This window comes from Candidatus Poriferisocius sp., assembly GCF_965204015.1.
Taxonomy (GTDB): domain Bacteria; phylum Actinomycetota; class Acidimicrobiia; order Acidimicrobiales; family Bin134; genus Poriferisocius.
On sequence record NZ_OZ241965.1, the window covers coordinates 2,936,327 to 2,962,842 of the forward strand.

Here is a 26,516-nt window from a genome sequence, read left to right on the forward strand (position 1 = left end):
CGCAACCCTGTTGCCGCCTGTTTGACTCAGCTCACCGGAAAGCAAAAGGGTCGTGCGATTGCAAGTGGCAGGCAGAACGCGCAAAACCCGGCTGCTCACCGTCCGGAGAGGAGCCGGGCCTACTTCCTCGGGCTACTGCCCTCGGCGTTCTCAATAGTAGTCGCTTAGCGGGCTAAATCCACCCGATTTGCCTCCTGCCGCCTGACGGGCAGCCGCCAGTCCTTGGTGGCGAGGGTGTCCAGGCTGAGAACGGTGACGGCCTGGTCGGTGCCGTCGCAGTCGAGGCCCTTGACGGTGATGCCATGGCGCACGATGTCGTAGGGGTAGTGCCAGTGGCCGTGGACGACGAGCTTGGGCTCGATGGCTTCGACCACCTTGGCTAGAAGATGCTGCACCTGGCGGGAGGCCCGCTCATCGGCTTCGGGGATGGCCCGGCCGGTCAGGAGGTAGCCGAGAGCGGGAAAGTCGTGGCTCAGCAGCACGTCGGCGGGTCCGCCGGCGATGGCCCGCTCGGCCTCGGTTGTCGAGGGCACCTCTTCGACAGGGAACCAGTCGTGGCCCGGCGTGCGGACTGCATGGTCGATGCTGAACGCCCCGCCGAGCGCCAGGAACCGAACTCCGTGCCACTCCCACGAGCAGCCCCGAGGCAGATACCACAGACAGGGGTACATCTCCACCGGATCGGTCGGCTTGCCACCGGGATTGCGGAGCCGGGTGTGGAAGCGGAGGTGCTCATGGTTTTCGTGGTTCCCGTCGATGAAGCAGACCGTGATCCCAGCGACGGCCGCAGTATTTGAGACCTTCTTGGCAAATCCCGTCTGCGGCCACCACCCGAAATCCCCAAGCTGGACAACCATGTCCACCCCCTCAGCCGCCAACTCCTCGATGACGCGCCCCGTCCAAATCGCATTGGCATGCGTGTCGCCAACCAAAGCAACCCGCGGCGACTTGGGGCAGGGCAGGATATGGGCAGTCATTTCAACTCCTCCATCTCGCTCCCATTCGTACCAGCCCGACGTCCGTAGCGGGCGGTGGTTTATGGACCCAGAGGCCTTCTTACGTTCTTGGGCTTCTGCTAGTCCGCAGTCGGCCTTGGCGCGCAAGAGCCCGGCCACTCACCGTCCGGAGAGGTACCGGGCTCCACTTCCTCGGGCTACTGCCCTCGGCCCTTTCGATTCTAGTGGTGCCGTTCTGTCGGGTCAGCTCGTTAAGGGGCAGGTCATCTGAGTCTTGTGGGTTCGTCTGCGGTGGTTCCTGCTGGCCGGGCCCTTGTGTCAAGGCCAGTAGGGTCGTCAGCCTATTCGACATCAAAGATAAATTTTTTTTATGTTCCACCCTCGAACGTACGAGAGGTGTCGGTACAATTCTCGACCGAGGCCGAAGTGAGCTAAGGGAGCAAGGCGATGGCTGGCGTGAGCTTTGAACTGATCTCCGATGAAGAGCAGTGGGAGATATTCGACGACGCGGCTCGCCGGCTCTTGAATGTGGATGGTTCAGAGTTCGCACGGCGGTGGGATAGCGGTGAGTACTCGGGCAGTGACGAGCCAGGAGTGATGCAGGTCGCCATCTTGAGACCAAATGGCTGGCCGCACGCCAGCTGACGCGTTTCGCCCGTTCCGACAGTCGATCCAGGACGCAATCGACTGTTTCGCGCACACCCGCGTCACTGGCAATACGCAGCAACCCGGAGAAATCGGGGTTCTCACGGTAAATCACGGCAAGCCCTTGTCGCTCAATGCAACCGACCGCCAGATCGAGATTACCTGCTCGATCAGCTACAGGATCCTTCAAACAGGCAGTCAGGGCTCCGATAGCTGGAGAGTGTCGACAGTTGGCTATGTGCACACCTTTTGGCTGGATGGAGACTTGGCTGTTGAGTTCCACTGGCACCCGGATGACGGTTCGAAAGTCTGGTTTCCGCATATTCATCCCCGTCTTGCGGGCTCTGGTCGGAATCGAGGAGGAATGCACATCCCCTCAGGTCGGGTGCTTGTCGAAGACGTCTTGATCTTCGCCCATGAGCGCGGCGCAATACCCCTAAATGATGAGTGGGAAGACACTGTCTCGCGAATCAAAAAGCGAGTCGCTCAAGAAGCGACTTGGGGTGCCCCCACATCGCATATCTACCGGACCCAGCCCGAGAAATAGCCGGGTGAGTTCAGGTCGGTCGGATTCGGGCCGCTCTCAGGTGCAGATATCTGATGCTGAGCCCAAGAACTCAAAGGATGAGTTGCAGCATCAATCCCAGTTTGGCGAATTGGAATCTGGCGCCCATTGATCCCACTCCTCTTCGCAAGGAAAGCTGGTGGGCGGGCTGTCGCCGTCGTATAGCCACTGGTCGGGGGTTCCGGTGTTGGCTCCGATGGCGAACCAGTGTCCAGTGATGGTCTGGCGTACCGCGTACCACCCCTGACCGTTGCCCGTTACGTGCAAGGCGATCCCGGCCGGGGTGGGCAGACCATGCTGACGAGCAAAGTGGTCGAAGGTCGCGGCGGGCCCTTCCCCGTATCTGCCGTTCTTGTTGTAGTGCCCCATCTGGTTGGAGGCCAACTGCCTTAGCAAATCCCGAGTTTCTTGAAATTCCCGTCGATCGAGCTGTTGTCCCTCTGCGTCTGTGCCCTCGACTCCTGTGTTCTCTGCCAGTCTCTGCTGCTCGGCTTGATCAGCCGCGGCATCCTGCCGGATCCGTTCTTCTACCCATTTTGTTTCCCGCCAGGCTTCTCGGAAGCCGTCGGCTCGCCCGATCACATGCCCCCAAGGGATGAGAGGGTCGATGCGGCTGGGCCGTCCGCTGGTTCGCAGGACTACCGCCAGCTTCTGCTTCCACCGATTGTCATCGGCAAAGAGGGACACCCGGACTGCCAAGAGTTCGACAGCGACAATCACGGATAGCACGTAGATCATCAGCAAGGCGGCAGGGGTCAGCCACGCCGGCATTAGGAACTCTCGCCAGACAAGGCCGTGATCGTGGTTACTCCAATTTGCGATTAGATGGCCCAGGCCCCAACCAGCGGCAGCCAGACCCCACGCAATGAGGCATGTTGATGCCGACCTGCCATCACCCGTCCTGTTCACCCCAGCTTCTCGGGCAACCAAGGCAACTGCCAGGCAAAAGACCATTATCTGCCCAGGAACCTCAACCCATAGGGGGAACGGCTCAAAATCTGCGATGTAGCTGAGCAACGCCGGGATGGACACTGTGCTGGCCGCTTGCTTCCACAATCGCTTTTGTGTGCCAGTGGCCCTCACGTGTCTGAGCAACGCGAGTCCAGTCGTAGCACACCAGACGCCAAACGGTTTCCACAATCCAGGCCGCCACAAGCCAATTCTTCGTGCCACAAACCATGAGGCCGCGATCCCGCCTACGTACAACGCCCCAAGCATCAGGAGCTTTCGGGATGCAAATGACCGCAGCATCCCCTGAATGTTCTCCCTTAGTGAGCCGCGGCCTTGGCGGTCCATAGCAACGACTACAGCTATTGCCAGAAAGCCCAAGAGCGAAATGGAAGCTAGATCTCGATTATTCAAAAACATACAGACGTTGCTCATCAAATGATATTGCCAGCGGAAGCCCCTGTTTGGTTGCCCCGTACTGCCTGGAAAACACAGTGAAGGAACCTCAGTTTGCTAAGAGTTAATTTGTCGCCAGCAATATTGTTCCTGCGAGGAGGGCGCATCCGATGCTAAAAATGGTTGAGAACATCAAGATGATGAAGTAAACTCTCATACCTTTTAGTAGACCGGCGTTCTGCTTGATTGCTTGTTCATGATAGCCTATTATTCGAATTGTCTTTTGGCAATTATTGGTTAGGCTTAACAATAGTGACTTCAACTGGTTAGTATCTGGCCCATAATTCCATTTTATAATTCTGAAGTGAATGCAAGCTGCGCATCCTATGACAATCAATGCGGTACCAATTGAAACCAAGAACGTAATGGCGTATTCTTTAGGTAATACCTTATTCGAATCGATAATTTGCGACGACAAGAACACAGTGGAAACGATTAGTGCGGATAGACCTACAGAAATCTGCAAGGATGAACTTGAATATCTGTCGCGTTGTTGCTCTTGCCTCTGTCGATGATCTCGAACTTCACTTAGGATCATGTCAGACATGACTTATTCGCACCCAAGTCCGAGTGCAGGCAAAATGTGTTGGGCAATCACTTGGTTTGTCACTACAGCGTTGTGGCGTGGCATTTGCATTAGTGACGGGTAGCTAATCGACCGCGAGGAAGCAGCCTGGTTAGTAGGGGACTGTTGGACACGCAGGGTGGTTAGGGTCAAATTGAAAGGGAGCTGTCGAAGACGCTGACATCGAAGGTCCGGTACCGGCTCCGATTGAGGGCCGAAAATCGTAAGCCAAGAGCTCATTTCGGTTCTATCCCCTTCGCCAGGAGCCACGGGGATCGCGTTCAGGCATGGATGATGGGTGTGAGAGCCGTCCTTCTGAGGCTTGTGCGAACCAATTTGCCCAACGGTCTGCGAACTCGTCAAGGTCTCCTGGAGCCATCCGATTGAATGGCCAAGCAGCTTGGATTCCAGAAATCCCCGGTGAGAGCGCTAATGCGGCTCTTTCACCTGGCTCTAGGGCGAAGGGATCGCCATGCCCAACCTGGCTAATGGGCCTGCGATTGCTGAACATTCGCATAAAGGCTGTCTCAAACCACGCATATTCCATATTCTCTTGAGCATCGCAGTACCAAAGGGAGTGGCTACGGCCTTCGTAGTCGTTTAGGCCATCAGACTGTTCGAGCCAGATCGTAGCCACGGTCATGACATCAAAAAGGGAGTCTTGCCAGTTCCATGCAGCATCTGAAACGGCTTGAGGGACTGATAGGACCAACTCAGCCTTTCCAAGGCGCAATATCTTGGCTCTGGGCATATGTTCTAGTTCAATTGCTGATGCAGAGCCAGTGAATGTGGTCACAATCTCATCGATGATCCGGTCGTATGCCATTTCTGCGGACTTGGCTAGTTGCTGGCGTCGCTCCGCTTCTGTCATGCGTTCGGAATCCTGACGGGCGACTTCTGCTCGCCTGGTCACTTCTGAGTGATGTGCCTCTTGCAGTGCCTTGAACCCAGGCGAGGAGGGCTGTTGAGGCAGCCGGTCGAGTCGGGCCAATAAATTTGCAGCGCTTGGCCTTGCATCAGCGGCCTTGTAGAGGCACTCCTCAATCAAGGCTCCAATTCGCTGCGGTACATGCTCGACCGGTGGGATGGGCGCATGCAGATGTTGTTCCCGGTAGTACCCCGAGGGATCGACTGGGTCGGGATCATTGAACGGTGGATGTCCGGCCGCGATTTCGTAGGCGACGATGCCGAGCGAGTAAACGTCGGATGCATTGGTAGCCCGTTCACTTCGCCACCGTTCGGGGCTTGCATATGGTGGAGACATCGCGTACTTCCGTGTATAGGGCGCGGTCGTAGCCTCCGCGTATCTCGCAATCCCAAAATCCGTCAGGCACCACCTGTCGTCGAGCCAAAGGATGTTCCCGGGCTTGATGTCGCGGTGGACCACCTGCTCGTCCAACGCGGCGAGGCACTCTGAGATGTTCTGGAGCACTTCAATCACGAGTTTTTCGCGGTCGAAGTCCGTGCTTGCCATGAAGTCTCTCAGCGAGCATTCCGCCCTTGGCATCACGATGACGTAATTGTCTTCGAACTCGCCGCTGTCCAGGATGGGGACAACGTTTGGAACGTCGCTGAGCTCCTCGGCTAGGAGGTCGCGATCCGCGCCAGGTGCCTTGGGCACGAACTTGGCCGCAGCTTCAATTTGCCCGTCCGTAGCCTCATGCACCCGGCCAAAGCCGCCCTTGTCGATCTCCTCACCAATTCGCCATTCACGCGACAGTTGAACAACTTGGTCTCTTCTCATTTCCTCAATCGCTCCGAAATCCAACTTTCATCGAAGCCACCGCGGGCCAGGGGAAGCGTCTGATCAACGGTGCCTACCTCGTATTCTACCGAGCCTGCTGACACTGCCTACGCAAGGCGACTCGAAGAAGCTACTCCCTTGGATCAGGAGAAGCCGAGGTCGCCTTGGCCGGTGGGGGGTTTGTTGGCTAGGCGGGTGAGTTCGGGCCAGGCGGAGACGAGGCTGTTGTAGGCGAGGGCGTCGGAGGCCCAGTTCTTGCGCTCACAGGTGTGGTAGAGGCGGTAGGCGAGTTCGCGGGCGGGTTCGGCGAGGCCGCCGACTTGACGGAGGAGGTCGCCAGTGGGCTGTTCGCCGTCGGCTTCGAGGCGGCGGATTAGATGATGGGTAACTTCCCAAGTGGTTAGGCGGGTATCGGCAGTGGGGTCCCAGTCGGGGTCGAGTTCGTCGCGAGACAGCAGGCGGACTTTGCCGCCCCCGGATTCGATGATCCCGGCGTCGACAAGACCAGCGACAGCGGTGTTGCGAGACTTGGAGAGCTGTTCGGCTCTCCCGTAGTCGCCAGGTTCATGGCCGTGCTCGGCGAACCAGGTGACGGCCCAGCGGGTGTCAGCGTCGAGTTCAGCGTCGGCCCCTTCTAGGGTCTCGTCCAGCACTTGATTGATGGCGGCTAGTGCAGCCCGCACGGTCATGGAGGTCCCATCGGCTTCGACCACCTTGGCGTAGCGGGAAAATATCTCCATACCCGGGCCGAGAGCAGCTTGGGCCAAGTCGACCGGGGCGATGTTGCCTTGGCGCATCACCCGTAGTTTGTCGGGGAGTTCGGCGGTGAGTTCGTTGAGGAAGTTGCGCCGAGACGTGAGTGTGGCGTCATCAGGCCGAGGCCGGCACACCAGCACAATGGATGAGGCCAGAGCGTTGCTGTCCAAGGAACGCATACGAGTCGGTTTTTCGCTGCGAACTGGCCAAGTTCCTGTGATGGTGAGTCCAGCTTCCAACAGCCCTTCCAGCATGGTTTCCCATCCTGTGGATGCAGTTACTCCGTCATTGGTTTCAGCCTGCTTGAATGCATACCAGACTGTGAGCGGAAACCGTGTATCTTGAACACTGGAAAGCCGCACAAAGACTTTGCGAAGGCCGCTCTCGAAAAAAAATTCAGCTTCGGTTTTACTGCCTTCGTGTCTATAGGGGGCAGCGATTAACTCCTGCGTCTTAGGAGTGAGAAGCGTAGAACAAACCCCGGGGAATACTGGTCCAAGTAATCGGCGTAGGATGACATAGAAGAAGTCAGAAAGGTCGGCATAGCCGATATTGTCGTAATAGGGAGGATCAGTCGATACAATAGAAGCTTTGAGCTTTACAGAGGCAGCATCAAGTTGCGTAGAATTTCCGGCAATTACAGGAGTGCGAGAGGTTGCTTCAAGAGCATCAGAAGCTATGAAGAATGAAGTTTCGAGACTTCCTGTTGAAGTACACATAGGGTTTGTCTCGGCGAAATCCCAAATCATGGGAATGGCCTGTCTGCCGTAGAAGTGCTGAGCTTTCTCGCCAACTGGGTTCCATCGACAAAGTGAGTTTCCCGCCATAGCGGTTCGGTCGATTGCAAAACTCAGGTACACCGATACGGCTTCGGCATAGGCTTGGGCACCGCTGCCGCCGTCGCGGAGGGGGGTAGAGTCGTCGGGTAGACCGGCGGTTATGGCATCGGCCCGGGCTTTTTCGCGAGCTTCGGAAATAAGGTCAGAGAAGGTGCAGAGGGCGGTGAGCTGGCGATTGGTGAACAGGTGGGCCCATTCGGTCATTCCATATCGCTGTATTCGGAACCCAAGTGCTTCATCGGGCAGGTTGCCGGTGGGGGGATTGTCGGGGGGTGAGACTTTTGCGGTTTGTTCGTGAGCTTCGTCGGGAGCCAGGTAGACCCGCTGGCGCGTGCCTTCAGCGACGATGGCCATGAGTTGGGCACCTATGCGGCCAGCAGCGCCCTCGGCTTTGACGTAGCCGTCCGGGCAGGCTTCTTCGCAACAGATACAGCGGAACTTGGCTCGACCGATTTTGGGCGGGTCGGGCGGCCCGCCACTTCCGGTGCCGATCTCGTATCGGACTTGGCCGTTCACTACCACGGGCTCGACCCAGGCCTGCCGGCTCTTCTTCTTGGACAGCCACCAGCTTGACGCCAGCGGCATGGTTGCCCCGCAGGCCGGATTGGGACAGACAACGGTACGGGTCCAGAGCCAAGCGATGACGGTCGCTTGGCCGCCTCCGTGCTCAGCAGGGAGGTTGATCTTGGGGTAGAGGTGGCCGATGCGGGCTTCAGCCTGATCGCAAATCCACTGTCCGTAGTAGCGGATGTCGGCAGCGAGACCCGATGCTCCAGGCCACGAGCCCGCGGTGGAAGTTCGCTGAGGGTCGGGATGGACCGGGCGCTTGCCAGCGAAGCGGGGTGGGATCTCTATAAGAGCTTTGTTGATGAGCACGGCTACTGGGTTAAGGTCACTTGCGTGGGCTTCCAATCCCAGCCGCTGAGCCTCAAGGGGGATGGAACCGCCTCCAGCGAAGGGGTCGAGCACAGCGGGAAGCTGGCCGTCGCAAGACTTGGCGATCTCAGCTTGGGCCTCGGCCAGTAGCTCGGCGTCGTTGCTGTTTTCCCACTGCACCAGTTGCTCGATGAGGTTGGACAGGCGCTCACGCTCGTCGTGCTGGGCCGCTTCGGTGGGGAACAAGTCAGGCCGAGCTGATGGATCGTCCACCAGCGATGCGAACAACACCGCCCGACATGCTGCCAGTGGCCTCCGCGCCCACCAGAGGTGCAGCGTGGATGGGTGTCCGTGGCGGATGGACTTCTCTCGAGCGGACGCCGCATTGATGGCTTCCAACGGCAACGTCACCTCGATCAGCTTCCGCCGGTACTCCACTGGGGGCGGACCCTACCCTCTCGATGTGAACCTGTCGCATTTGTTCGAAGGCATCTTTCAGGCTGTGGGCAGTTGAGTTCCGTAAGGGATCAGGAGCGCATGCAAGCAAGGTCAGTGACGTACAGCAGGTGGATTGTGAAATACGGCTTTGCTTGGCAAGTTGCCGAAAATCTCAATAGAACTCCTGAACTGTGCCTCCTAGAATGGAACCACCTGAGAATCTAATGAAGTAAGAATATGGTTATGGCAAGACATCAGCATTATGTGGCGCGGGGCTATCAAAGAGGTTTTTCTGAGGGTGAACGTATCGTTTTGATCGACAAGCACAACCGGACCCGAAAGGAAGTTGGAATTAGACACGCATTTGTTTCTAGATCACATAGCTCATTTACTGATAGATCTGGACGAATTCGAGATGACTTAGACAAAGAGTGGGGCCGCATTGAGAATATGGCTATTCGAGATATGCGTCGAGTGACAGAAGCTGATGCCAATCTCGATGGTGAGGCTATTGAAGCTATCAAGGCAATTGCGGCACTGCACTTTGCTCGAAGTGAGTCAATCCGAGATGCCGCTCCTCGGTTGGAGCCAGAAATCATAGATCAATACGCCAAGGATACAGAATCTGACGAGCTACTACAAGAGATGTTCTTTAGGGAACGTGGCAGAATGCCCATGGAAGGAGAACTACGAGATCTAGCTTTGGTGGGAGGTGAAATCCTCGTGGACTCAAATTTAAGTCAAGTCGGCAGTATGCAACACATATACAACCGATCACTTGAGATCTTTGAACCTTTTTATGTTCAACTAATTAGACCGATGAAAGGACAATCTGGTTTTTCGTTCTGTGATTCACCGTTAGTTAATCATTGTAGAACAACAAAGAGAACGGGACCTGGAGATCAACTTGCGATTGGTGACTCTGATCTCTTGTTGATGCCACTAGGTCGTTACATTTGTGCTGCGCTGACGGCCAAACAAGAATCGCATGTCACAGTAACTCCATCGCTTGTGGAATGGATCAACCATTTGACTTGGGAATCTGCAGTCAGGTTCGTTGCCCATCACCCCAGAGAGCACCCGGGCGGTGTGATCCCAAACTTTTCCGAGTGGGTCTCAGGGGCCAATAGCAAAAGTGTCTAGTCGTCGATGTAACTGAAGGCTGTTGGAACAACTAGCCAGTCGTGGTCGATAATGACCTTCCTGCGTTTACTGGACCCTTGATTGAGGCAGCTTGGCTTAGCGGATGGAGGTAGTAGTGTCCCCCTCTTCATGTCGGGGTGAGGCAGCCGTGGGTGGAGAGGATTCGTCAAGTGTTGTGGAAGTGGAAACTCAATACCGGTAACGCCTCCTAGACCTGTTCTTCCGTCCACGCCGGTAGCTACGGCTCCTGTGGCTTCTCCTGCTGTAGTGATAGCGCCCAGCTCTCCTGGGTTTACTCCCGTGGTCGATCAATTCATCAACAATGTTCCTGAGGAGTTCTGGCAGACCCAGGTATAGGCCGATTAGGAGAGTGGCTAGGACGCCAATGGCGAGCGCCCAGATACTGAGCAGGGCCGAAATGAGTCCAGGCCACAAGAGCACGATGACGATGAGGAACGCGGAAATCACAATTGAGAGATTTGAACGGATTCTGTACCAGAACATTGCTCAGGCAATCTACCCAGCATGAGTGACAGTTTCTGGATGGTCCAAGATACTGGGCACATTTTCCCAGGTCAGCGGTTTCCGACCATCCCCAGTCAGAGGATTCGACCATTTGCGACCCTGAGTCGATGAGGTTCCGACCCTCCGCGACCCGATCATTTGGGACACTCCTTCTTGTTTGGCCAGATCGGTCGGGCTGCGCTCGCCATGGGAGATGGCGGGATGCAGGACAGAAGGAGAGAACCATGATTGAAATGCTGACCAACGTTATCGTCGACGTGCGGGCCTGGATGATCGCGGCGCTATCAGGGGTCACGCTCCGCATCGCCTGGAAGACCTATAAGGAGACTTGCTCGGCGCCACGCGCTATCGGCGTGTTGGTGTTGGGGGTGTTCGCCATGGCGCTGCTGACGAACATGATGCCCATTGCGGAATGGACGAGCAGTGACCTCCACGATCAGTTTGAACTGAACAACCAGAGCTGTCTGGAGTGGGGTGCCAATTGCTGATGGTGTGGAGAGTCACCAAGGCGGCCCAGCAAGCTGCCAGTAGGTCTGCCAGTCGAGGGTGCGCTTGTGTTCGGCGGGGCTGGGTTCGGGTTCTCGGTTGGTGAAGGGGTCGTAGAGGTACCGGACTTGGGTGGTGTCGTCGTCGGCGACTTCGACGAGGGCGAGGATGTGTCGGTCGGCTTTGTTTAGGGCGCACAGGATCTCGGATGGGGTGATGGAGAAGTCGGTGGCCCCCGCGACTCGGCCCTTGACTTCGATGGTGAGGATGTGGCCGTCGTGGTTGCGGGTCTCGATGTCGAAGCCCTTGTTGTTGTGGGGCATCTCTACGGGGTCTCGGCCTAGAGATCGTTCGGCGGCGAGTACGGCGTCGATGGCTAGACGGTCTGAACGGGTGGTGTCGATGGCGTAGGAGGGGGGTGGGGTGCCGGCAAGGGTGGCCAACAGCCGCTCGGGAACGATGAAGGCTGCTCCGACTATTCGGGGAGCTAAGGGTGAGAGCTTGCGCTGGCGGGCCAGTTCTTCTTCTCGTCGGTCTAGGCGTTCTTCGGCTTCTTCGGCCCGCTGACGGGCCTTGGCCGAGTTGATGCGGGCGTTGGGCTTGCCGGCCAGCTCGTCGTTCTTGAGTCGCAGGACTCGGGCATCCCAGTGTTTGATCTCTTCATTGAGGCGCTGTCGCACAGCATCCAGGGTTCGGTCAACCTGGGAGTGGATTCGGGCCTCAACTTCCGCGAGATGTTGGGGGACGTTGCGGGAGATGGCGTGGTTGAGGGCCTTGGTGGTGAGCGTGTCCCGTACCCAGTCGGCGGTGGCCAGCGGGGCCACTAATTCGAGTTCGTCGGGCTCTGGGGAGCGGCAGTCCAAGTAGGGGTGCTCACCGGCGTCGGCGATCTCCCCGTCCTCGGTGATCTCCACGTATTCGAATTGCTTGGACACCACTCGGCGCTGGCCGCCGTCGACGGCAGTACCGTCGACGATCTCGTGTTCCAGAAGCACGAGCACTTTGGGCTGCTCGCTGGTGGAATCGGGGTCGATGAGGATGCTGCCTTGCTGGAGCAGCGAGCCGTGGCGTTCCAACAGAGCGCCGATGGTGGCGTCGAGCAGGGGATGGCCGGGCGATACCAGATCGGCCATGGGCCGACCGGGAACAGTGATCTGCTCCCGCTCGAAGCAGATTCGCTCGTAGCTGGCTAACAGCCGGCCGCGGCCCTGGGCAGTGTCCCAGTTCCGCAAGGATGGCGGCACTCGGGAGATTTGGCAGCGACTCGCCTCTCGCCTGGTGACCTTTCCATTGAGCAGGCCGAACGCCCCGAAGAAGAACCGGCGGATGAAGCTGGGTTGCAAGCGCATGGCTTGGGCCCGCTCCATCTGGTCGCGTATGCCGTCGATTCGAGCATCGCTCAGCACATCAGACAGAAGGGACTGCTCTTCGATCAGCTCCCTCATCCGGTCTCCTACCGTGGCGTCGATCACCGCGGTCATACGGAGTTGTTGGATGGCGGGCTCTTCGGCGGTGATCGCCTCGATGAGCAGCTCTCGCAGCGATTTGTCGGAGAAGGCTTCTCCCAGCACGTCGAACACCTTCCCGCCCAAGGCGCCCCGCTGTTCGTCCAGCTTCTCCAGCAGCCGCTCGAACACCTGGCCTTCTCGGGTGTCCTCGGCCACCATGTTCCACAGTCGGCACACCTCGGTCTGGCCGATACGGTGGATGCGCCCGAACCGCTGCTCGATTCGGTTGGGATTCCAGGGCAGGTCGTAGTTCACCATAAGGTGGGCTCGCTGGAGATTGAGGCCCTCGCCGGCGGCATCGGTGGCCACCAAGATGCGTACCTGGTCGTCTTGGGTGAACTGATCCTGCACCCGGCGCCGCTCCTCGCGGCGAACTCCGCCGTGGATGGCGACTACCTCGTCGGTTCGGCCCCGTAGGCGGCCAAGCCTCTCGACCAGATAGTCGAGTGTGTCCCGGTGTTCGGTGAAGATGATCAGCTTCTTGATGCGACCGTTGTTGTCGAGCATTTCGGGGGTGCCTTGCAGGAGTCTGGCTAGCTCGTCCCATTTGCGGTCGTCGCCTCGTTGGTAGACGACCTGGGCTCGTTGGACGAGGCCGTCGAGGTCGCTGATCTCGGCCTTCAGCTCGGCGATGGTGCGGGCGGGCGTGGCCTCCACCTGGATCTGGTCTTCGAACTCCTCGGTCTCGCTGGCCAACAGCTCATCGGGGTCAAAATCGTCGAAGTCCGATGGGCGGTAGCCCTCTGGAACCTCACCCAGCATCTCGATGTCGTCTTTGGTGCTTGGGGTTGGCTCGTCCCTGGCCTGTTCAGCCTCGGCCAAACGGGCTGAGAGGCGCTCGCGTCGTCGTTCCAGAGATCGGAGGATGGCCCGAGGTGATGACGCCAGTCGCCGCTGCAAGATGGTGAGGGCAAAGCCGACCACAGCCGAGCGACGGCCCTGGCCTTCCTTTCGGAGCTGCTCCGCCCGGTTCATCCCGTTGCGGACGTACTCGGTGACGTGCTCGTACAAGTCGAGTTCGGCCGGACTCAGCGTGTACTTGGCGGTGGTGGCCTCCCGCTCGGGGAACAGTCGGGTGCCGTCGAAGCGGAGCAGGTCTTCTTTGATGCGGCGGCGCATCAGGTCTTTGGCCGGCTTGTCGCTGTGGGCGCCCCGGCGGTACTTGCCGGCGAACATGTCCCCGTCCAACAGCGCCATGAACAACTGGAAGTCCTCGGGCTTGCCGTTATGCGGCGTGGCCGTCATCAACAGGAAGTGGCGGGCCACGGCCTCCAGGCGTCGGCCGAGCTTGTAGCGCTTGGTCTGCTCGACGTCGTCGCCCCGATAGGTGGCCGACATCTTGTGAGCCTCGTCCACCACCACGAGATCCCAGTCGGTGCGGTCGAGCTGGGCCTGGAGGTCTTCGTCTCGGGCCAGCATGTCGAGACGGGCGATCAGCCGGGGGCGTTCAGCCAGAGGATTGCCCGAGCGGGAGTCCTCCACCATGGCTCGGGTAAACAGCTCGAACTCGAGGCCAAACTTCTCGCCCAGCTCGTCTTGCCACTGTTCGGCTAACCCGCCGGGGACCACGATGAGGCACCGGTCTAGGTCTCCCCGAACGATCAGCTCCTTTATTAACAGTCCAGCCATGATGGTCTTGCCCGCGCCGGGGTCGTCGGCCAGTAAGAATCTGAGCGGGCGGCGGGGGAGCATTTCCGTATAGACCGCCTCGATCTGATGGGGGAGCGGGTCGACGTCGCTGGTGTAGGTGGCCAGATAGGGGTCGAACAGGTGGGCCAAACTGATCCGTTTGGCTTCGGCCACCAGGGTGAACAGCTCAGGATCGGCGTCGAAAGACCAAGGTCGGCCGTCGCCTTCGAGGGAGAGTTCCTGTTCCTTCGCTCGGTAGACGATCTCTCGCCGGACGTTGCCGCTGTCGTCTTCGTAGGTGAGATTCACCGCATCCGAGCCGATCCACTCGGCGTCGATCACCGTGACCACCCCAATTGGGGCGACGCCTGTGACTCGTGCGCCCTTGGTGAGATCTTCCAACCGGCCCATCGACTGGCGAGCGTAGCCCTACGTCTCTTTTGGGGGCTAGGAGATGCCGAACCAACGACGGCATCTGGAACAGGCTTAGAGCTAGGCGTCGCTGCGGTGGATGGCTCGGGTTTCTAGGCCTAGGTAGCTGGTGATGACGGCGGGGTTGGTACGGACTTCTTCGGGGGTGCCTTGGGCGATGATCGAGCCGGCTTCTAGGCAGTAGACGCGGTCGCTGATCGACATGATGAGGGGCATGTCGTGCTCGACGATGAGCATGGCGGCGTTGAGGTGGCGGCGGATTTCGACGATGAGCGGCCCGAAGGCCTCGGCCTCTCGCTGGGCCACTCCGGCGGTGGGCTCATCGAGGCACAGCATCTGGGCGTTAAGGGCGAGGAGGCCGGCCAGCTCTACGATCCGGCGGGTGCCGGTGGAGAGGTCGGCGATTGGGCGGTCGGCGTAGCGGCCCAGCCCCAGAAAGTCGATCAGATCGCCCGCCTGGGCCTGAGCAGAGCGCTGGCCCCGTCTCGTCCGGCTCGCGGCCATGAGTCCCCCGGAACCCTGCGACGGAGCCGACGAGGCCGCCACCATAACGGTTTCACGCACGGTGAGCTCGGGGAACAGGGTTGCGGCCTGGAATGTGCGGCCCAGTCCTCGCCGGGACCGCTCGGCTGGCTTGAGGCGGTGGATCGGCTGGCCGTAGAGCTCCACGCTCCCTTTGGACGGAACGAAGCCGCCGATGGCGTTCATCAGGGTCGACTTGCCGGCGCCGTTGGTGCCGATGAGCCCCACGATCTCACCGGGAGCCACCTCGATGTTGGCGTTGTCCACCGCCAGCCGGCCGCCGAATCGCACGGAAATCTCGGCTGCTTGCAGCGCCGGGCCGGAGGTGTCGGGCACCAACGCCGGAGCGGGGAGGGCGGCCGGCACAGAATGGGTTTGCTTGGCCGGCGGGGGCGGTCGGCGAGTCTCCAGCCAGGCCACGATCCGGTCGCGGGCGGAATAGGCGATCTGGGCGAGGCCGCTGGGAAAGTACAGAAGGAGAATCAGCAGTCCGACGCCCGAGGTGAACAGGGGGATCAGGCGGTTGGTGGGGGCGAAGGCGGGGAGTCCGATCACCCATAGGGCGCCCAGCACCGGCCCGATGACGGCGCCGATGCCCCCGATGATGGCCATGGAGACCAGCCGCAGCGACTCCCCGGCGCCGTAGAAGCGCCCCGTCAGAGGGACCTCCTGAATCACTCCGGCCAACAGGCCGCCGCCCAGCCCGGCAACGGCCCCGGCCAGAACGAAAGCGCCCAGCTTGGTGCGGGCCGGGCGGACGCCGTAGGCCGCGGCGGCATCGGCATTGTCCCGCAGCGCCCGAATGGCCCGGCCAAAGCTGCTGCGATGGATAGCGGCAATCGCCACCAGCACTGCACACAGAACCCCGAGCAGCAGCCAGTAGTAGGAGCGCTGGCTGTCGAGGTCGAGCCCGAAGACTTGGCCTCGGCGCAAGGGGGCCGAGTTGGAGCTTCCCCCACTGAAGATGGGGCGACGGAACAGATACTCCTCAGTGGCGAGCCCGAGAACAAACGTGGCCGCGGCTAGCAGCAGGCCCCGCACTCGCAGCGCCCCCACCCCCACCAGCCCGGCGAACGCGGCGGCAATCACTGCCCCCACAAGAACCGCGGCGGCAAACGGGATGCCCCCGGCCTCGAAGTCGATCAGCCGGTTGTCGCCCCAGCCGATGTCCATTTGGATGCCTCGTTGGAAGGAGGCCGCGGCCACGGCGCCGATTCCGGCAAAGGCCATCTGGCCCAGCGACAGCTGTCCCGCCCATCCGGTGATAATGGCCACCGACACCGCGCAGATCCCGAAGGCCAAGATGGTGGCGTAGGTGATCTGTCGTGACGGGGTGGAAACGATTATGGGCAACAGGACCGCGGCCAATCCGCCTAGACCCAGGGCGATCTTGCCCAGGTGCCGTACCCACCAGATGGACAGGAGGTGCTGGGGAATGGGGCGGATCTTGGGGGCGAACGAGTACCGGCCGGGAGGGTCGGCGTCGCGGCGTCGTTGGAATGCCACCGCTACGAGCACGCCAATCAGCAAGACGAACTCAAACAGGCCGCCCTCCACCGGATAGTTGAACTTGACCAGCGAGAACGTGACCCCCACCACCACCCCTCCGGCCAGGGCGAGCGGGAACGACCGCATCCGGGCGATGACCGCAGCCGCCAGGGAGTTGGCCATGGTGGTGAGCCCCACGGTCTCCAGCCCGCTCACGCTGCGGTCGGCCGAAAGCAGGATCACCGCGATGGTGGACACCACCCCGGCGATCATCCAGATGGTGAGCGAGACCCGCTTGGGCTTGATGCCCGAAACCCGCGACAGGTCGGGGTTGGCCGCGGTGGCCTGTACCGTTCGGCCGTAGGGGGTGCGGTCGAGCAGCAAGCCGAGTGCGATCGCCACCAGGGGGGCGACGATCAGCGTGCTGAGCTGCGGGCCGGTCACAAAGAGCCCGGCCACGTCGGTCAAGGTTGTGTCGACGATGACGGGATAACGGGTGCCGATGCCGCCGCCGACTTCGGGGTAGGCCAGCAAGATGCCCTGAGCGAGCTGGGCCATCCCGATGGTGGCCACCAGCAGAATCACCCGCGGCGCGGTGAACAGCCGGCGCACCACCCCCACCTCCATCACCGCGGCGAACAGGACGCCCACCGCGATGGCGGCGAGCACCGCAATCCAGAAGGGCACGTTCCAGCGCAGGGCCAACAACGCCAGCAGACCAGCACCGGGAAGGCCCAGGTTGCCGGCCGCGAAATTGATGACCCGGGAGGAGCGGAACACCAAGACGATGCCCATGGCCAGGATCCCGTACACCAGCCCGTTCACCGCTCCGTCGAAGATGAGCTGCCGGTTGGCTTCGAGGAAGCCGAGTGCCATCAGCCCCCCTCGTCGCCCAAGAAGACCGCTCTGACCAGATCATCGCGCTCCGCTAGTTCAGATGCCGGCCCTTCAAACCGCACGTGGCCCTTCTCGATGAACACGGCCCGGTCGGCCAATTCCAGCGCGATGTTTAGCGACTGCTCGACGATGACGATGGTCTGTCCGGTGGATTGGAGGCGCTCGATGTGGCCCATGAGCTCGCCAACCGCAGCCGGGGCCAGGCCCAGCGACAGCTCGTCTATGAGGAGGACCTCGGTTTGGCACAACAGCGTTCGGGCCAGGGCGAGCATCTGCTGTTGGCCGCCCGACAAGGCGTCGGCTCGGTCGTCGAGGCGGGAGCGCAGTTCGGGGAACAGCTCAAGGGCGTGGTCGATTCGGCGCTGTCGCTCGGCCTTGTCGTCCCGCAGCTGATAGGCCCCCATCTCCAGGTTGTGGCGCACGCTGAGCGGTGCCCACACGCCGCTGCCCCCCAGCAGGGTCTGGATCCCCATCTCAGTTCGCTGCTCGGGGGTGGAGAAGGTGACGGTGCGGCCACCCAGGCGCACCACTCCCCGCTCCGGGGTCCCCAGGCCGGCGATAACCCGCAGGATGGTCGACTTTCCGGCGCCGTTGGTGCCCAGCAGGGCCAGGGTCTCGCCCTTGCGGACCTCAAAACCGACGTCGAAGAGCACCTGGACGTTGCCGTAGCTGAAGTCGACGTCGGCCAGTTGCAGGGCGGGGATGTGCTCGGGGTCTTCTCGTTGGCGGTCGTGCTCGGCCTTTTCTTCGAGTATCTCTGCCACGTTGCGCGACAGGTCGCGCCGTATGTGGCGGGCGCCGTTCAGCATGAACGCCCCGCCGACGATGGTGGAGGGCAGGCCGAGCACCAGAATCGTGGTCTTCGGGCCGCTGGCGTCGACCACCATGGCCGAGAGCAAGCCACCTCCAGCCGCACCGATGAAGAAGATGTACAGCGTGGACAGCGCCGAGCCGATGCCCCGAAGCCGGTAGGGAACCACGGCCTGCATGAGGGGTCCGACCATGGCGAACGCGGCGAACATCATCAGCGAGCCGGGAACGTCCAGCACAGCGAACAGCCACGGGTTGGGCATGTTGAACTGGATGGGCAGCAACAGCGCGGAGGGCAGGATTAGCGCGCCGATCAGCGCCATCGCCCGAGTGGGGCTCTGGCGGTAGAGGCGGTCGAACCGCCGCCCGACCAGCGGCATGATGGCGATGACCCCGATCCCGGATGCGGTGGTGAGGGTGCCCCGGCCCAGCGGGCCCAGTCCGTACTCGTCTTCGAGGAACAACGAGGTGAGCACTGGTCGGCTGAAGAGCCCGAAGCCCAGCGCGGCGAAACCGAGGAGCACGGTGCGCAGGGTGGCGACCTTGTTGAGCCGGGCGAACGCGGCTTCGAGCGAGATGGGGGCGGAATCGTCATTGACCTCGGACTGGCCCAACACGTCGGTCTTTTCCCACTGGCCCCGCACCGGCTCAGGGAGCCGGAACGCCAGCACAGCCACCACGGCCACCGGGATCCACAGGGTGTAGTACGTCCACCGCCAGCCGACGAGGGCGGCGATTGCGCCGACCAGCACCGGGCTGATGATGCCCACTGCCCGTCCCGACATGATGGTGGTCGAAGCGATGCGGCCGCGCACGCCGATCGGGTACTGGTCGGCGATCAGGGAGCTGTGGACGGGGAGGGTGTTGGACTTGGAGATTCCGGTTCCGAGCCGAGCGAAGAAGAACACCACCACGTGGCGGGCCAGCCCGGACAGCAGCGAGAAGAAGCCGAACGCCAGGCTGGCGGCCCCGATGACCGGCCCCCGGCGAAATCGGTCGGCGAGCCAGCCCATGGGCAGTGCCCCCAAGAACACGAATGACACCGAGGCCGCGCCCAAGAATACGATGACCCCGTCACCCACCCCGAAGCTGTCGCGGATTTCGGGGGCGAGAACCGACAGAGCGGCCGATTCGAGCTCGTCGAGGCTGTTGAGGATCAACAACACAAGGAAGGTCGCTATTCCGCCCTTGGCCAGCCCCTCTCGCAGCGACATCTCGTCGCCGCCGACACCGGGCAGAACGTCATCGGGAAACAGCACCTCTTCGTCGGTGTCGGTTTGGTCTGTCTGGCTGTCGAGCACCCGGCGGGACAGGGCACCGGCGTCGCCGGCGGCGTCGGTCATCTACCCCCCTTTCCGGTGGTCTGCTTATCGGTGCTGGAAGAGATCCAGGGACTCTTGACGGTGTATGAAGCGAGGATCGGACAGCGCGCCGGCATAGCGTTCGGCCAAGCCATCCCACGAGCCGATTCTGGTGTCCCCGTAGAACGGGAACATGCCGTCCCGCCAGTCGGTGGCGATCACCGTCAAGGCCTTGATCTCGGGCCGGCGCCGGACCAGTTCGAACATGGCCTCATACCAGGCCCATTGGTCGTCGATGTCGCCGATCTCGAGCAGCCCGTCGCTAAACGACTCGGGCCGGTTGGGATCGACCAGATTCCAATCGAAGAAGAAGGGGCACGATTCGGGGATCATCACCGGCTTTTGCTCCTCCCGGCACCGGTCGAGATAGGCGGTGGTCTCGGGGCGCTCGAAGCCGATGGGGGCGAACACGTCCATGGCCGCCCAGTCGACGTACTCGTTGCCGGGCCACCAGTCGAACGGGTCTCGGAACTGGAACGAGCCCGCCGCCGAGCACCACGTGGCGGCCACGTTGTGAGCCTCTTCTCGGCGGAACAGATCGACGATGTGGGGAAAGAGGTCCTTGTAGGCCTCGGTGTCGTGGGGGTCGAAGCTGAGGTTGAACTCGTAGCCGATCCTCAGCCACACCGGAATGTCCAGCTCGCGCAGGCACCGTGCCATGCGGCGCAGCGACTCATCGCACGCGCCGCTGGCCACCACCTTCTCAACCGGGCGAACGTGAAGCCCGACGATCAGCGGGGTCTGGGGACGCTTGGCCAACAGGTTCCCGATCCCTTGGCAGAAGGCGTCGAGGATTCCGTCACTTGTGTCGTGGACGTGGGCATAGGTGCTCACCACGCCCGGCTGGGGTTCGATGGTGGCTTCGTATTCCGAGAGCTCGCCGTCTTCCACCTGATGGGGCCGGTCCTCGACTCCGAGCTGGCCCCAGCAGTGCAGCACTCGACCGGCGGGAGGCTCGAACGGAGCGCCGAAGTCAACTGGTTCGAGGGAACGGTCAGGGGGTTGGACAGTGATCTGCAATCTGTCGGAGTCCGGTCGCATGGCCCCAACCTAATGTGAAAACGTAAGGGGTCAGATCTCTACGGGAGGCGGAACCATGCGCTTACGAATCATTGGGGTACTCGCTGTCCTGTTGCTCTTGGCATCGGCGTGCGGTGGTGGGGATTCTGAATCTGCACCCGACAGCGGCACCCAGGAGCCGGAGACGCAGCCGGTAGACGCCGCTCCCGAGTCCACTCCGGGGGCTACAGAGGCCCCTGAGCCCGCAGCCGAACCAGAAGAGGCTGCACCGGAGGCCACGGAGCCGGATCCGGAGACTCCTGAACCCGCAGAAGAGCCGACCGAGGCCCCTGAGCCCGCAGCCGAGCCTGAGGAGCCGGAGCCGATAGTGCTCACCGACTCCTTCAGAGGCGTCACCTCCGAAGCGATCAAGATCGGGGTTGTCATCATCGATGTCTCCATCTTCGGGCGGGACAACGGCGACGTGGAGGCGAAGTGGCAGGCCGTTATCGATGAGGTCAACGCCAACGGCGGAATCCTCGGCCGTCAGCTTGAGCCGGTTTACGTTTTCTATTCGCCGCTGGGCGATGTCGAGACCGAAGCCGCCTGCGTGCAACTGACCCAAGACGAGCAGGTGTTTGCCGCCATGGGACCGCTCTTGACCAACCTGACCTGCTTCACCGATGTGAATGAGACGATCTTCATCAACACCTTCGGAGTTAGCCAAGAGGAGTTCGATCGGTCGAAGGCTGTCGCTATCGGCCCGGGGGCGCTACCCGCCCGAAGCGCGGCGATAGGAGTCGAAGCACTGATTGGGGCGGGGGCCTTCGACGGCCCCGTCGGCGTGCATGCCGCCACGGACACCGGGTCTGAGCGCGATCACTACGTCGACGCACTTGAAGCCGCCGGAATTGAAATTGTGTCCGAGACTGCCTCGACCGTCGGTTCCGACGACATCGCGGCCTCTGAAGCCGAGATGCAGGCATTTGCCCAACGGTGGCAGGCCGACAGTGCCGAGATCATCTTGGCGGTGGGCATCGGGTCGGGCATCAATGTGATTTCCGGCTTGGATCGGAGCCCCTTCCGGCCCGCAGTCGTCATCACGAATTCAAGCGACCTCGATCCTCAGCTTTATCGCGACCTCGGTTACAGCACAGATGCCCTCGAAGGGGCAATTGCACTCGGCTCGTTGGGATTCGAGGACCTTGCCTTGGCTGGTGAGCCAAGCGTGGCCGCTTGCATCGAGCGTTTCGAGGCAGCATCGGGCGAGACCGTCAACATCAGCCCCGAGGGAGGCGAAGCAGTTAACCTCAACACCACCATCTGGGCGTGCCAAGCGGTGGAGATATTCACCCAAGTCGCCACGGCTGCCGGACCCGACCTCACCAATGATTCGTTCCGGGCCGCCGCCGAGGGTGGTCTCAGCCTCGAGGTGACGGCCAATTCATCGGCATCGATCGCAGCTGGCAAGTTCGACATCGGCGATGGGGCTCCGATTCTCCTAGCCTTCGACGCTGGTGCCGACGACTTCGTCCCCATGAACTAATCCGTGCCCGAATTGCCCATTGCCGAGCGGGTGGCTGAGCTGCTGTCGCGCATGACGCTGGAGGAGAAGGCGGCTCAGGTGGTGGGCGTCTTCCCCGCAGCGTTCATGGGGCCAACCGGGCCCGATCCCGACAGGATGAGCCAGATGATTCCCCACGGTGTGGGCCACCTCTGCATGGGCGGGGGTCTGGCCCGCAAGCCCCGGGACTTGGCCTTGGTTCTCAACGCCATCCAGGAGTGGATAAGGGACAACACCCGGCTCGGGGTTCCCGCCATGGTCCACAATGAGTCGCTGTGCGGCCTGGCCCAAGACTCGGCCACTGCTTTTCCCACCGCCATCGGTTTGGCGGCCACCTTCCAGCCGCAGCTCATCGAGCAGATGGCCTCAGTGGCCAGCCGCGAGGCTCGAGCCGTCGGCATCAATCATGTGCTCTCTCCCGTGCTGGACGTGAACCGCGACGCCCGATGGGGCCGAGTTCACGAGACCTACGGCGAGGACCCCTTCTTGTGTACCGCGATGGGCATCGCTTTCGTACGCGGCATGCAGTCCGATGATCTCAGTACCGGCACGGTGGCTACCGGCAAGCACTTCCTGGGCTACTCCTACACCGAGGGTGCTCTCAACCAGACGGCCAGCCCCATGGGGCCGCGCGCCGTTCACGAGGTTTATGCCCTGCCCTTTGAGGGGGCTATCCGCGACGCCGGGCTGGCGTCGGTGATGAACTCGTATTCCGAGATCGACGGAGTGCCGGTGGCCGCGTCTCCAGAGATCCTCACCGGCCTGCTTCGCGACCAACTCGGGTTCGGGGGCTGCGTGGTGGCCGACTACTCGGCGGTGACCCGGCTCCGCCAGCCCCACGCAGTGGCCGCCACTGATGCCGAGGCGGGAATACTGGCCCTGTCAGCCGGACTCGACATCGAGCTACCCACAGGAATTGGCTATCCCTCGCTGCCCGATGCGGTCCGAAACGGATACCTCGACGAATCGGTGCTTGACCTGGCCGTGGAGCGGGCCCTCACCCAGCGCTTCCAGGTTGGCCTCATGGACTCTCCCACCGTGGATCCCGACCGGGCGGCGGAGGCGTTCAACCAGCCCGAGGCGCTGGAGTTGGCCCGAGCCATCACCGACGCGTCGCTGGTCCTACTGGAGAATGACGGCATCCTTCCCCTCGGTCCCGATGTCGGATCGGTGGCGGTGATCGGGCCGATGGTCGACACGCTGCGGGGCCTGTTCGCGGCCTACACCCCGGCCGCGGCCACCGAACTCGGTATGGCGATGTCCCGCGGTCTCGAGGGGTCGATGGCCGGAGTCTTCGGGGCCTCTGAAGATGGCGACGACTCGAGCTCTCCCGATCCAACCCTCGACGCGGTCACCAAGGTCTTCCACAGCACCGGGGCCATCATCGACCCGGTCGAGCTCGACCAGGCGGTTGGGGACATCTACCCCAACATGGGCACCATTGCCGATGCCATCGCCCAACACACCCCGGTCACGAGCACGAAAGGTTGTGACTGGACCCGACCCGACGAAGACGGCATCGACGAGGCGGTGGCCGCGGCCCGAGCCGCCGACGTGGTGGTTCTGGCCGTGGGCGAGAAGACCGGCTGGGTGGGCGACGCCACCGGAGGAGAGGGGCGAGATCGGAAGACACTTGAGCTTCCCGGTGCCCAGCCCGAATTGGTCCGTCGAGTGATCGCGTCCGGTGTGCCCACGGTTGCGGTGGTGGTCAGCGGTCGTCCGCTTGACATCGCCGAAGATCTGGCCGGCGCCAAGGCCATCCTCCAGGTTTGGCATCCCGGCCCTGAGGGCCCGAAGGCGATCGCCTCGGCCCTGTTCGGCGAGTTGAACCCCGGGGGCAAGCTTCCTGTTTCGTTCCCGGCTGGTGTGGGGGCATCGCCCACGTATCACGGCCACAAGCACGGCAGCGGGTTCTCATCCGACCGGGCCTACGTGGACGGTTCAAGTGCTCCGGTCTGGGCCTTCGGCCACGGTCGCTCCTACACCACCTTCGAGATCAGCGATCTCACCCTGTCGGACACCAGCGCCCCCGCGGGCGATGTGGTTTTGGTCGGCTGTGGGGTGAAGAACACAGGCGACCGCTCCGGAGACGAGGTGGTGCAGCTCTATGTGCGTGACGTGGTCGGCTCGGTGACCCGACCTGTCCGCCAATTCGCCGGGTTCCAGCGGGTGTCGCTTGATCCCGGCGAGAGCTGCCGTGTCGAGTTTGAATTCGACACCAGCCAGCTCGCCTTTCTGAACCGCGACTTCGAATTGGTGGTGGAGGAGGGCGACATCGAAGTGATGGTGGGGCAGTCGTCGACGGATCTCCCCCTCAGGGCCAATCTCGAGCTAACCAACAGTCTCAAGCTCGACCACCGCACTTCGTTTACCACCCCGTCGCGGGTGGTATGAGTGGGGGATATGGATTTTCGTCTCGGTATGGTTGGCCACGGCCACATCACCGGGCAGTTTCTGGGGGCGATGGAGGTTGTTGAGGGGGCCCACGTTGCTGCGGTGGCGGGGAGGGACGCGGGCCGGGCCGGCGCGTTTGCCCAGCAGAACGGCATCGCGGCGAGCTACGGGTCAGTGGACGAGATGCTCCAGGCCGAGGAGCTCGACGCGGTGTATATCTGCACGCCCCATCCTTCCCATGCCGAGGCGGCTATTGCCTGCATTGATGCCGGGGTGGCGGTGCTGGTGGAAAAGCCCATCGCCCCCAACCTGGAGGGGGCGACCCGCATAGTCGACGCCGCCCAGGCTTCCGGCGTCTTCGCCATGGAGGCAATGTGGACCCGGTTCCTGCCCATCTATGAGGTGGTGCGCGGCTGGATCGACGACGGGCGCATCGGCGATGTCCGGCAGATGACGGCCTCGTTTGGCTTTGCCGCCCCGGTGATGCCCGAACACCGGCTATTCAATCCTGACCTGGCTGGGGGGAGCCTGCTCGATGTAGGGGTCTACCCGCTGCACTTGGCCCGGTGGCTGTACGGCGCGCCTCCGGCGGACTACGGGGTGGTAGCCCGTGTGGGCGAGACCAATGTGGATGAGATCGTCTCCATTTCAGCGTCCTATCCGGGGGGCGGGCTGGCCCAGCTCGGTTGTGCCGTGGTGGCCAACCTCGAATCCAGCGCGGTGATCGCCGGCACCGCTGGTTCGATCGAGGTACCGGTCTTTTGGGCCGCCGACCGGGCCATTCTGCGAGCCAGGGGCCAAGAGGAGACCGAGGCGATTCCCCACCCGGCCAACGGGTTCGAATACGAGATCCAAGAGGTGGTGGACTGCGTTCGGGCCGGGCGCACCGAGAGCGAGCGCATGCCGCTGTCGTTGACGCTGGAGACAGCCGAATTGTGCGATGAGATCCGAGCCCGCATCGGGGTTGTATATCCCTTCGAAACCGAAACGGGGCAGTAGTGGAGTACGTGGAGTTTCCCGGGGTCGCCACCCCGGTGAGCCGGGTGGTTCAAGGGGCCATCGGCCTGTTCGCCCACGACGACCCAGCCCGGTTTGCCATGCTGGATGCCGCGGTTGAGGCGGGGATCAATACCTTCGACACCGCGGTCAACTACGCCTTCGGAGGAGATGGTGTAGACGCCATGCTCGGGCGATGGGTGCGTCACCGGGGAGGTCGAGAAGGCATCGTCTTCTTTGCCAAAGGGTGCCACCCCAAGCTTCCCCACTGGGACCGCCCCCGGGTGAACCTCGATGCCATAGCCGAGGATATCGATCTGTCACGTCGCCAGATCGGCGTCGAGCAACTCGACCTGTGGATGTTCCACCGCGATGATCCCGCCATGGATATCGGCATTCTGGTTGAGGCGGTCAACGCTGCCATCGACCGGGGCCACATCGGGGCGTGGGGCGTGTCAAATTGGACCACGGCCCGGGTCGAGGCGGCCGTGGAGTACGCCGATGCCCACGACCTGCGAGGACCAGTGGCCAACAGCGCCCACTGGAGCGTCGTCGACCAGCTTGACGAGCCGTGGGACGACGTGGTCACGCTAACCGGCGCCCACCGGGAGGCCGACCGGGCCTGGCACCAGGAGCGGGGGGTAAAGGTTGTCGCCTGGTCGCCGCTGGCCGGGGGTTTTCTGAGCGAGCGGATCGGCCGCGACGAGCTAGAGGCCGCCACCGAGGGGCATCTGGCCGATACCGCCCGGTGCTACCTCAATGAGGTCAACTGGGCCCGGCGGGAGCGGGCTGCCGAGGTGGGCCGCCAGCATGGATTGAGCCTGAGCCAGGTGGCGCTGGCCTGGGCGCTGCACGCCGAGTTCCAACCGCTGGTGATCGCGGGCAACGCCTCAGTGGAGGAAGTGGAGCAGAGTACTGCCGCCGAGCGGGCGGAGCTGACTGCCGACGAGGTCGCCTACATCTTCTCCGGCTAG

The 26,516-nt window shown here is 62.0% G+C and carries 16 protein-coding genes; 8 read left to right on the forward strand and 8 right to left on the reverse strand.

What is annotated here, in order from left to right; genetic code table 11:
- Positions 1 to 164: 164 nt before the first annotated feature.
- Entirely contained in the window at positions 165 to 977 is an 813-nt protein-coding gene (locus ACOGJC_RS13210; protein WP_419845461.1) for a metallophosphoesterase family protein, read from the reverse strand.
- A 426-nt stretch (positions 978 to 1,403) separates the two neighbouring features.
- Between ACOGJC_RS13210 and ACOGJC_RS13215 the strand changes: the two genes are divergently transcribed.
- Together ACOGJC_RS13215 and ACOGJC_RS13220 are read left to right on the forward strand one after the other, a co-directional pair.
- On the forward strand, positions 1,404 to 1,601 hold the full coding sequence (locus ACOGJC_RS13215; RefSeq protein ID WP_419845462.1) for a hypothetical protein: 198 nt from the start codon (positions 1,404 to 1,406) through the stop codon (positions 1,599 to 1,601).
- Positions 1,579 to 2,148, forward strand: coding sequence for a hypothetical protein (locus ACOGJC_RS13220; protein WP_419845463.1), 570 nt, complete (start codon positions 1,579 to 1,581; stop codon positions 2,146 to 2,148). Before ACOGJC_RS13215 ends, ACOGJC_RS13220 begins: the two co-directional genes overlap by 23 nt.
- 90 nt (positions 2,149 to 2,238) lie before the next feature.
- On the opposite strand, the gene ACOGJC_RS13225 is transcribed toward ACOGJC_RS13220, so the two are convergent.
- From ACOGJC_RS13225 to ACOGJC_RS13235, 3 genes are all read right to left on the reverse strand, one after another.
- On the reverse strand, positions 2,239 to 2,937 hold the full coding sequence (locus tag ACOGJC_RS13225; RefSeq protein ID WP_419845464.1) for a hypothetical protein: 699 nt from the start codon (positions 2,935 to 2,937) through the stop codon (positions 2,239 to 2,241).
- 1,445 nt (positions 2,938 to 4,382) lie between these two features.
- On the reverse strand, positions 4,383 to 5,903 hold the full coding sequence (locus tag ACOGJC_RS13230) for a protein kinase domain-containing protein (protein WP_419845465.1): 1,521 nt from the start codon (positions 5,901 to 5,903) through the stop codon (positions 4,383 to 4,385).
- Positions 5,904 to 6,022: 119 nt separating this feature from the next.
- Positions 6,023 to 8,788: a DUF1156 domain-containing protein gene (locus ACOGJC_RS13235; RefSeq protein ID WP_419845466.1), complete on the reverse strand. Its 2,766-nt coding sequence runs from the start codon at positions 8,786 to 8,788 to the stop codon at positions 6,023 to 6,025.
- Positions 8,789 to 9,031: 243 nt separating this feature from the next.
- Here ACOGJC_RS13235 and ACOGJC_RS13240 point away from each other — a divergent pair, with 243 nt between their 5' ends.
- Together ACOGJC_RS13240 and ACOGJC_RS13245 are read left to right on the forward strand one after the other, a co-directional pair.
- On the forward strand, positions 9,032 to 9,931 hold the full coding sequence (locus ACOGJC_RS13240) for a DUF4238 domain-containing protein (protein ID WP_419845467.1): 900 nt from the start codon (positions 9,032 to 9,034) through the stop codon (positions 9,929 to 9,931).
- A gap of 749 nt (positions 9,932 to 10,680) precedes the next feature.
- The gene (locus ACOGJC_RS13245; RefSeq protein WP_419845468.1) at positions 10,681 to 10,944 is read left to right on the forward strand and encodes a hypothetical protein; all 264 of its coding nucleotides are present in this window, start codon (positions 10,681 to 10,683) and stop codon (positions 10,942 to 10,944) included.
- 12 nt (positions 10,945 to 10,956) lie between these two features.
- Here the strand turns inward: ACOGJC_RS13245 and ACOGJC_RS13250 are convergent, their stop codons facing one another.
- The 4 genes from ACOGJC_RS13250 to ACOGJC_RS13265 form a co-directional block, all read right to left on the reverse strand.
- On the reverse strand, positions 10,957 to 14,490 hold the full coding sequence (locus ACOGJC_RS13250) for a helicase-related protein (protein ID WP_419845469.1): 3,534 nt from the start codon (positions 14,488 to 14,490) through the stop codon (positions 10,957 to 10,959).
- An 81-nt stretch (positions 14,491 to 14,571) separates the two neighbouring features.
- The gene (locus ACOGJC_RS13255) at positions 14,572 to 17,397 is read right to left on the reverse strand and encodes an ABC transporter permease subunit (RefSeq protein WP_419845470.1); all 2,826 of its coding nucleotides are present in this window, start codon (positions 17,395 to 17,397) and stop codon (positions 14,572 to 14,574) included.
- Positions 17,397 to 19,571 carry an ATP-binding protein gene (locus tag ACOGJC_RS13260; protein ID WP_419845471.1) on the reverse strand — a complete coding sequence of 725 codons (2,175 nt, stop codon included), beginning with the start codon at positions 19,569 to 19,571 and terminating at the stop codon, positions 17,397 to 17,399. Before ACOGJC_RS13260 ends, ACOGJC_RS13255 begins: the two co-directional genes overlap by 1 nt.
- Positions 19,572 to 19,595: 24 nt before the next feature.
- Positions 19,596 to 20,630, reverse strand: coding sequence for a hypothetical protein (locus ACOGJC_RS13265; protein ID WP_419845472.1), 1,035 nt, complete (start codon positions 20,628 to 20,630; stop codon positions 19,596 to 19,598).
- A gap of 55 nt (positions 20,631 to 20,685) precedes the next feature.
- Here ACOGJC_RS13265 and ACOGJC_RS13270 point away from each other — a divergent pair, with 55 nt between their 5' ends.
- The 4 genes from ACOGJC_RS13270 to ACOGJC_RS13285 are packed head-to-tail and all read left to right on the forward strand — an operon-like array spanning position 20,686 to position 26,516.
- Positions 20,686 to 22,134 (forward strand): ABC transporter substrate-binding protein, encoded by a 1,449-nt coding sequence (locus tag ACOGJC_RS13270; protein WP_419845473.1) that lies wholly within the window; start codon positions 20,686 to 20,688, stop codon positions 22,132 to 22,134.
- A 3-nt stretch (positions 22,135 to 22,137) separates the two neighbouring features.
- Positions 22,138 to 24,546 carry a glycoside hydrolase family 3 N-terminal domain-containing protein gene (locus ACOGJC_RS13275; RefSeq protein WP_419845474.1) on the forward strand — a complete coding sequence of 803 codons (2,409 nt, stop codon included), beginning with the start codon at positions 22,138 to 22,140 and terminating at the stop codon, positions 24,544 to 24,546.
- 9 nt (positions 24,547 to 24,555) lie between these two features.
- Positions 24,556 to 25,545: a Gfo/Idh/MocA family protein gene (locus ACOGJC_RS13280; protein ID WP_419845475.1), complete on the forward strand. Its 990-nt coding sequence runs from the start codon at positions 24,556 to 24,558 to the stop codon at positions 25,543 to 25,545.
- Positions 25,545 to 26,516, forward strand: coding sequence for an aldo/keto reductase (locus ACOGJC_RS13285; RefSeq protein WP_419845476.1), 972 nt, complete (start codon positions 25,545 to 25,547; stop codon positions 26,514 to 26,516). Before ACOGJC_RS13280 ends, ACOGJC_RS13285 begins: the two co-directional genes overlap by 1 nt.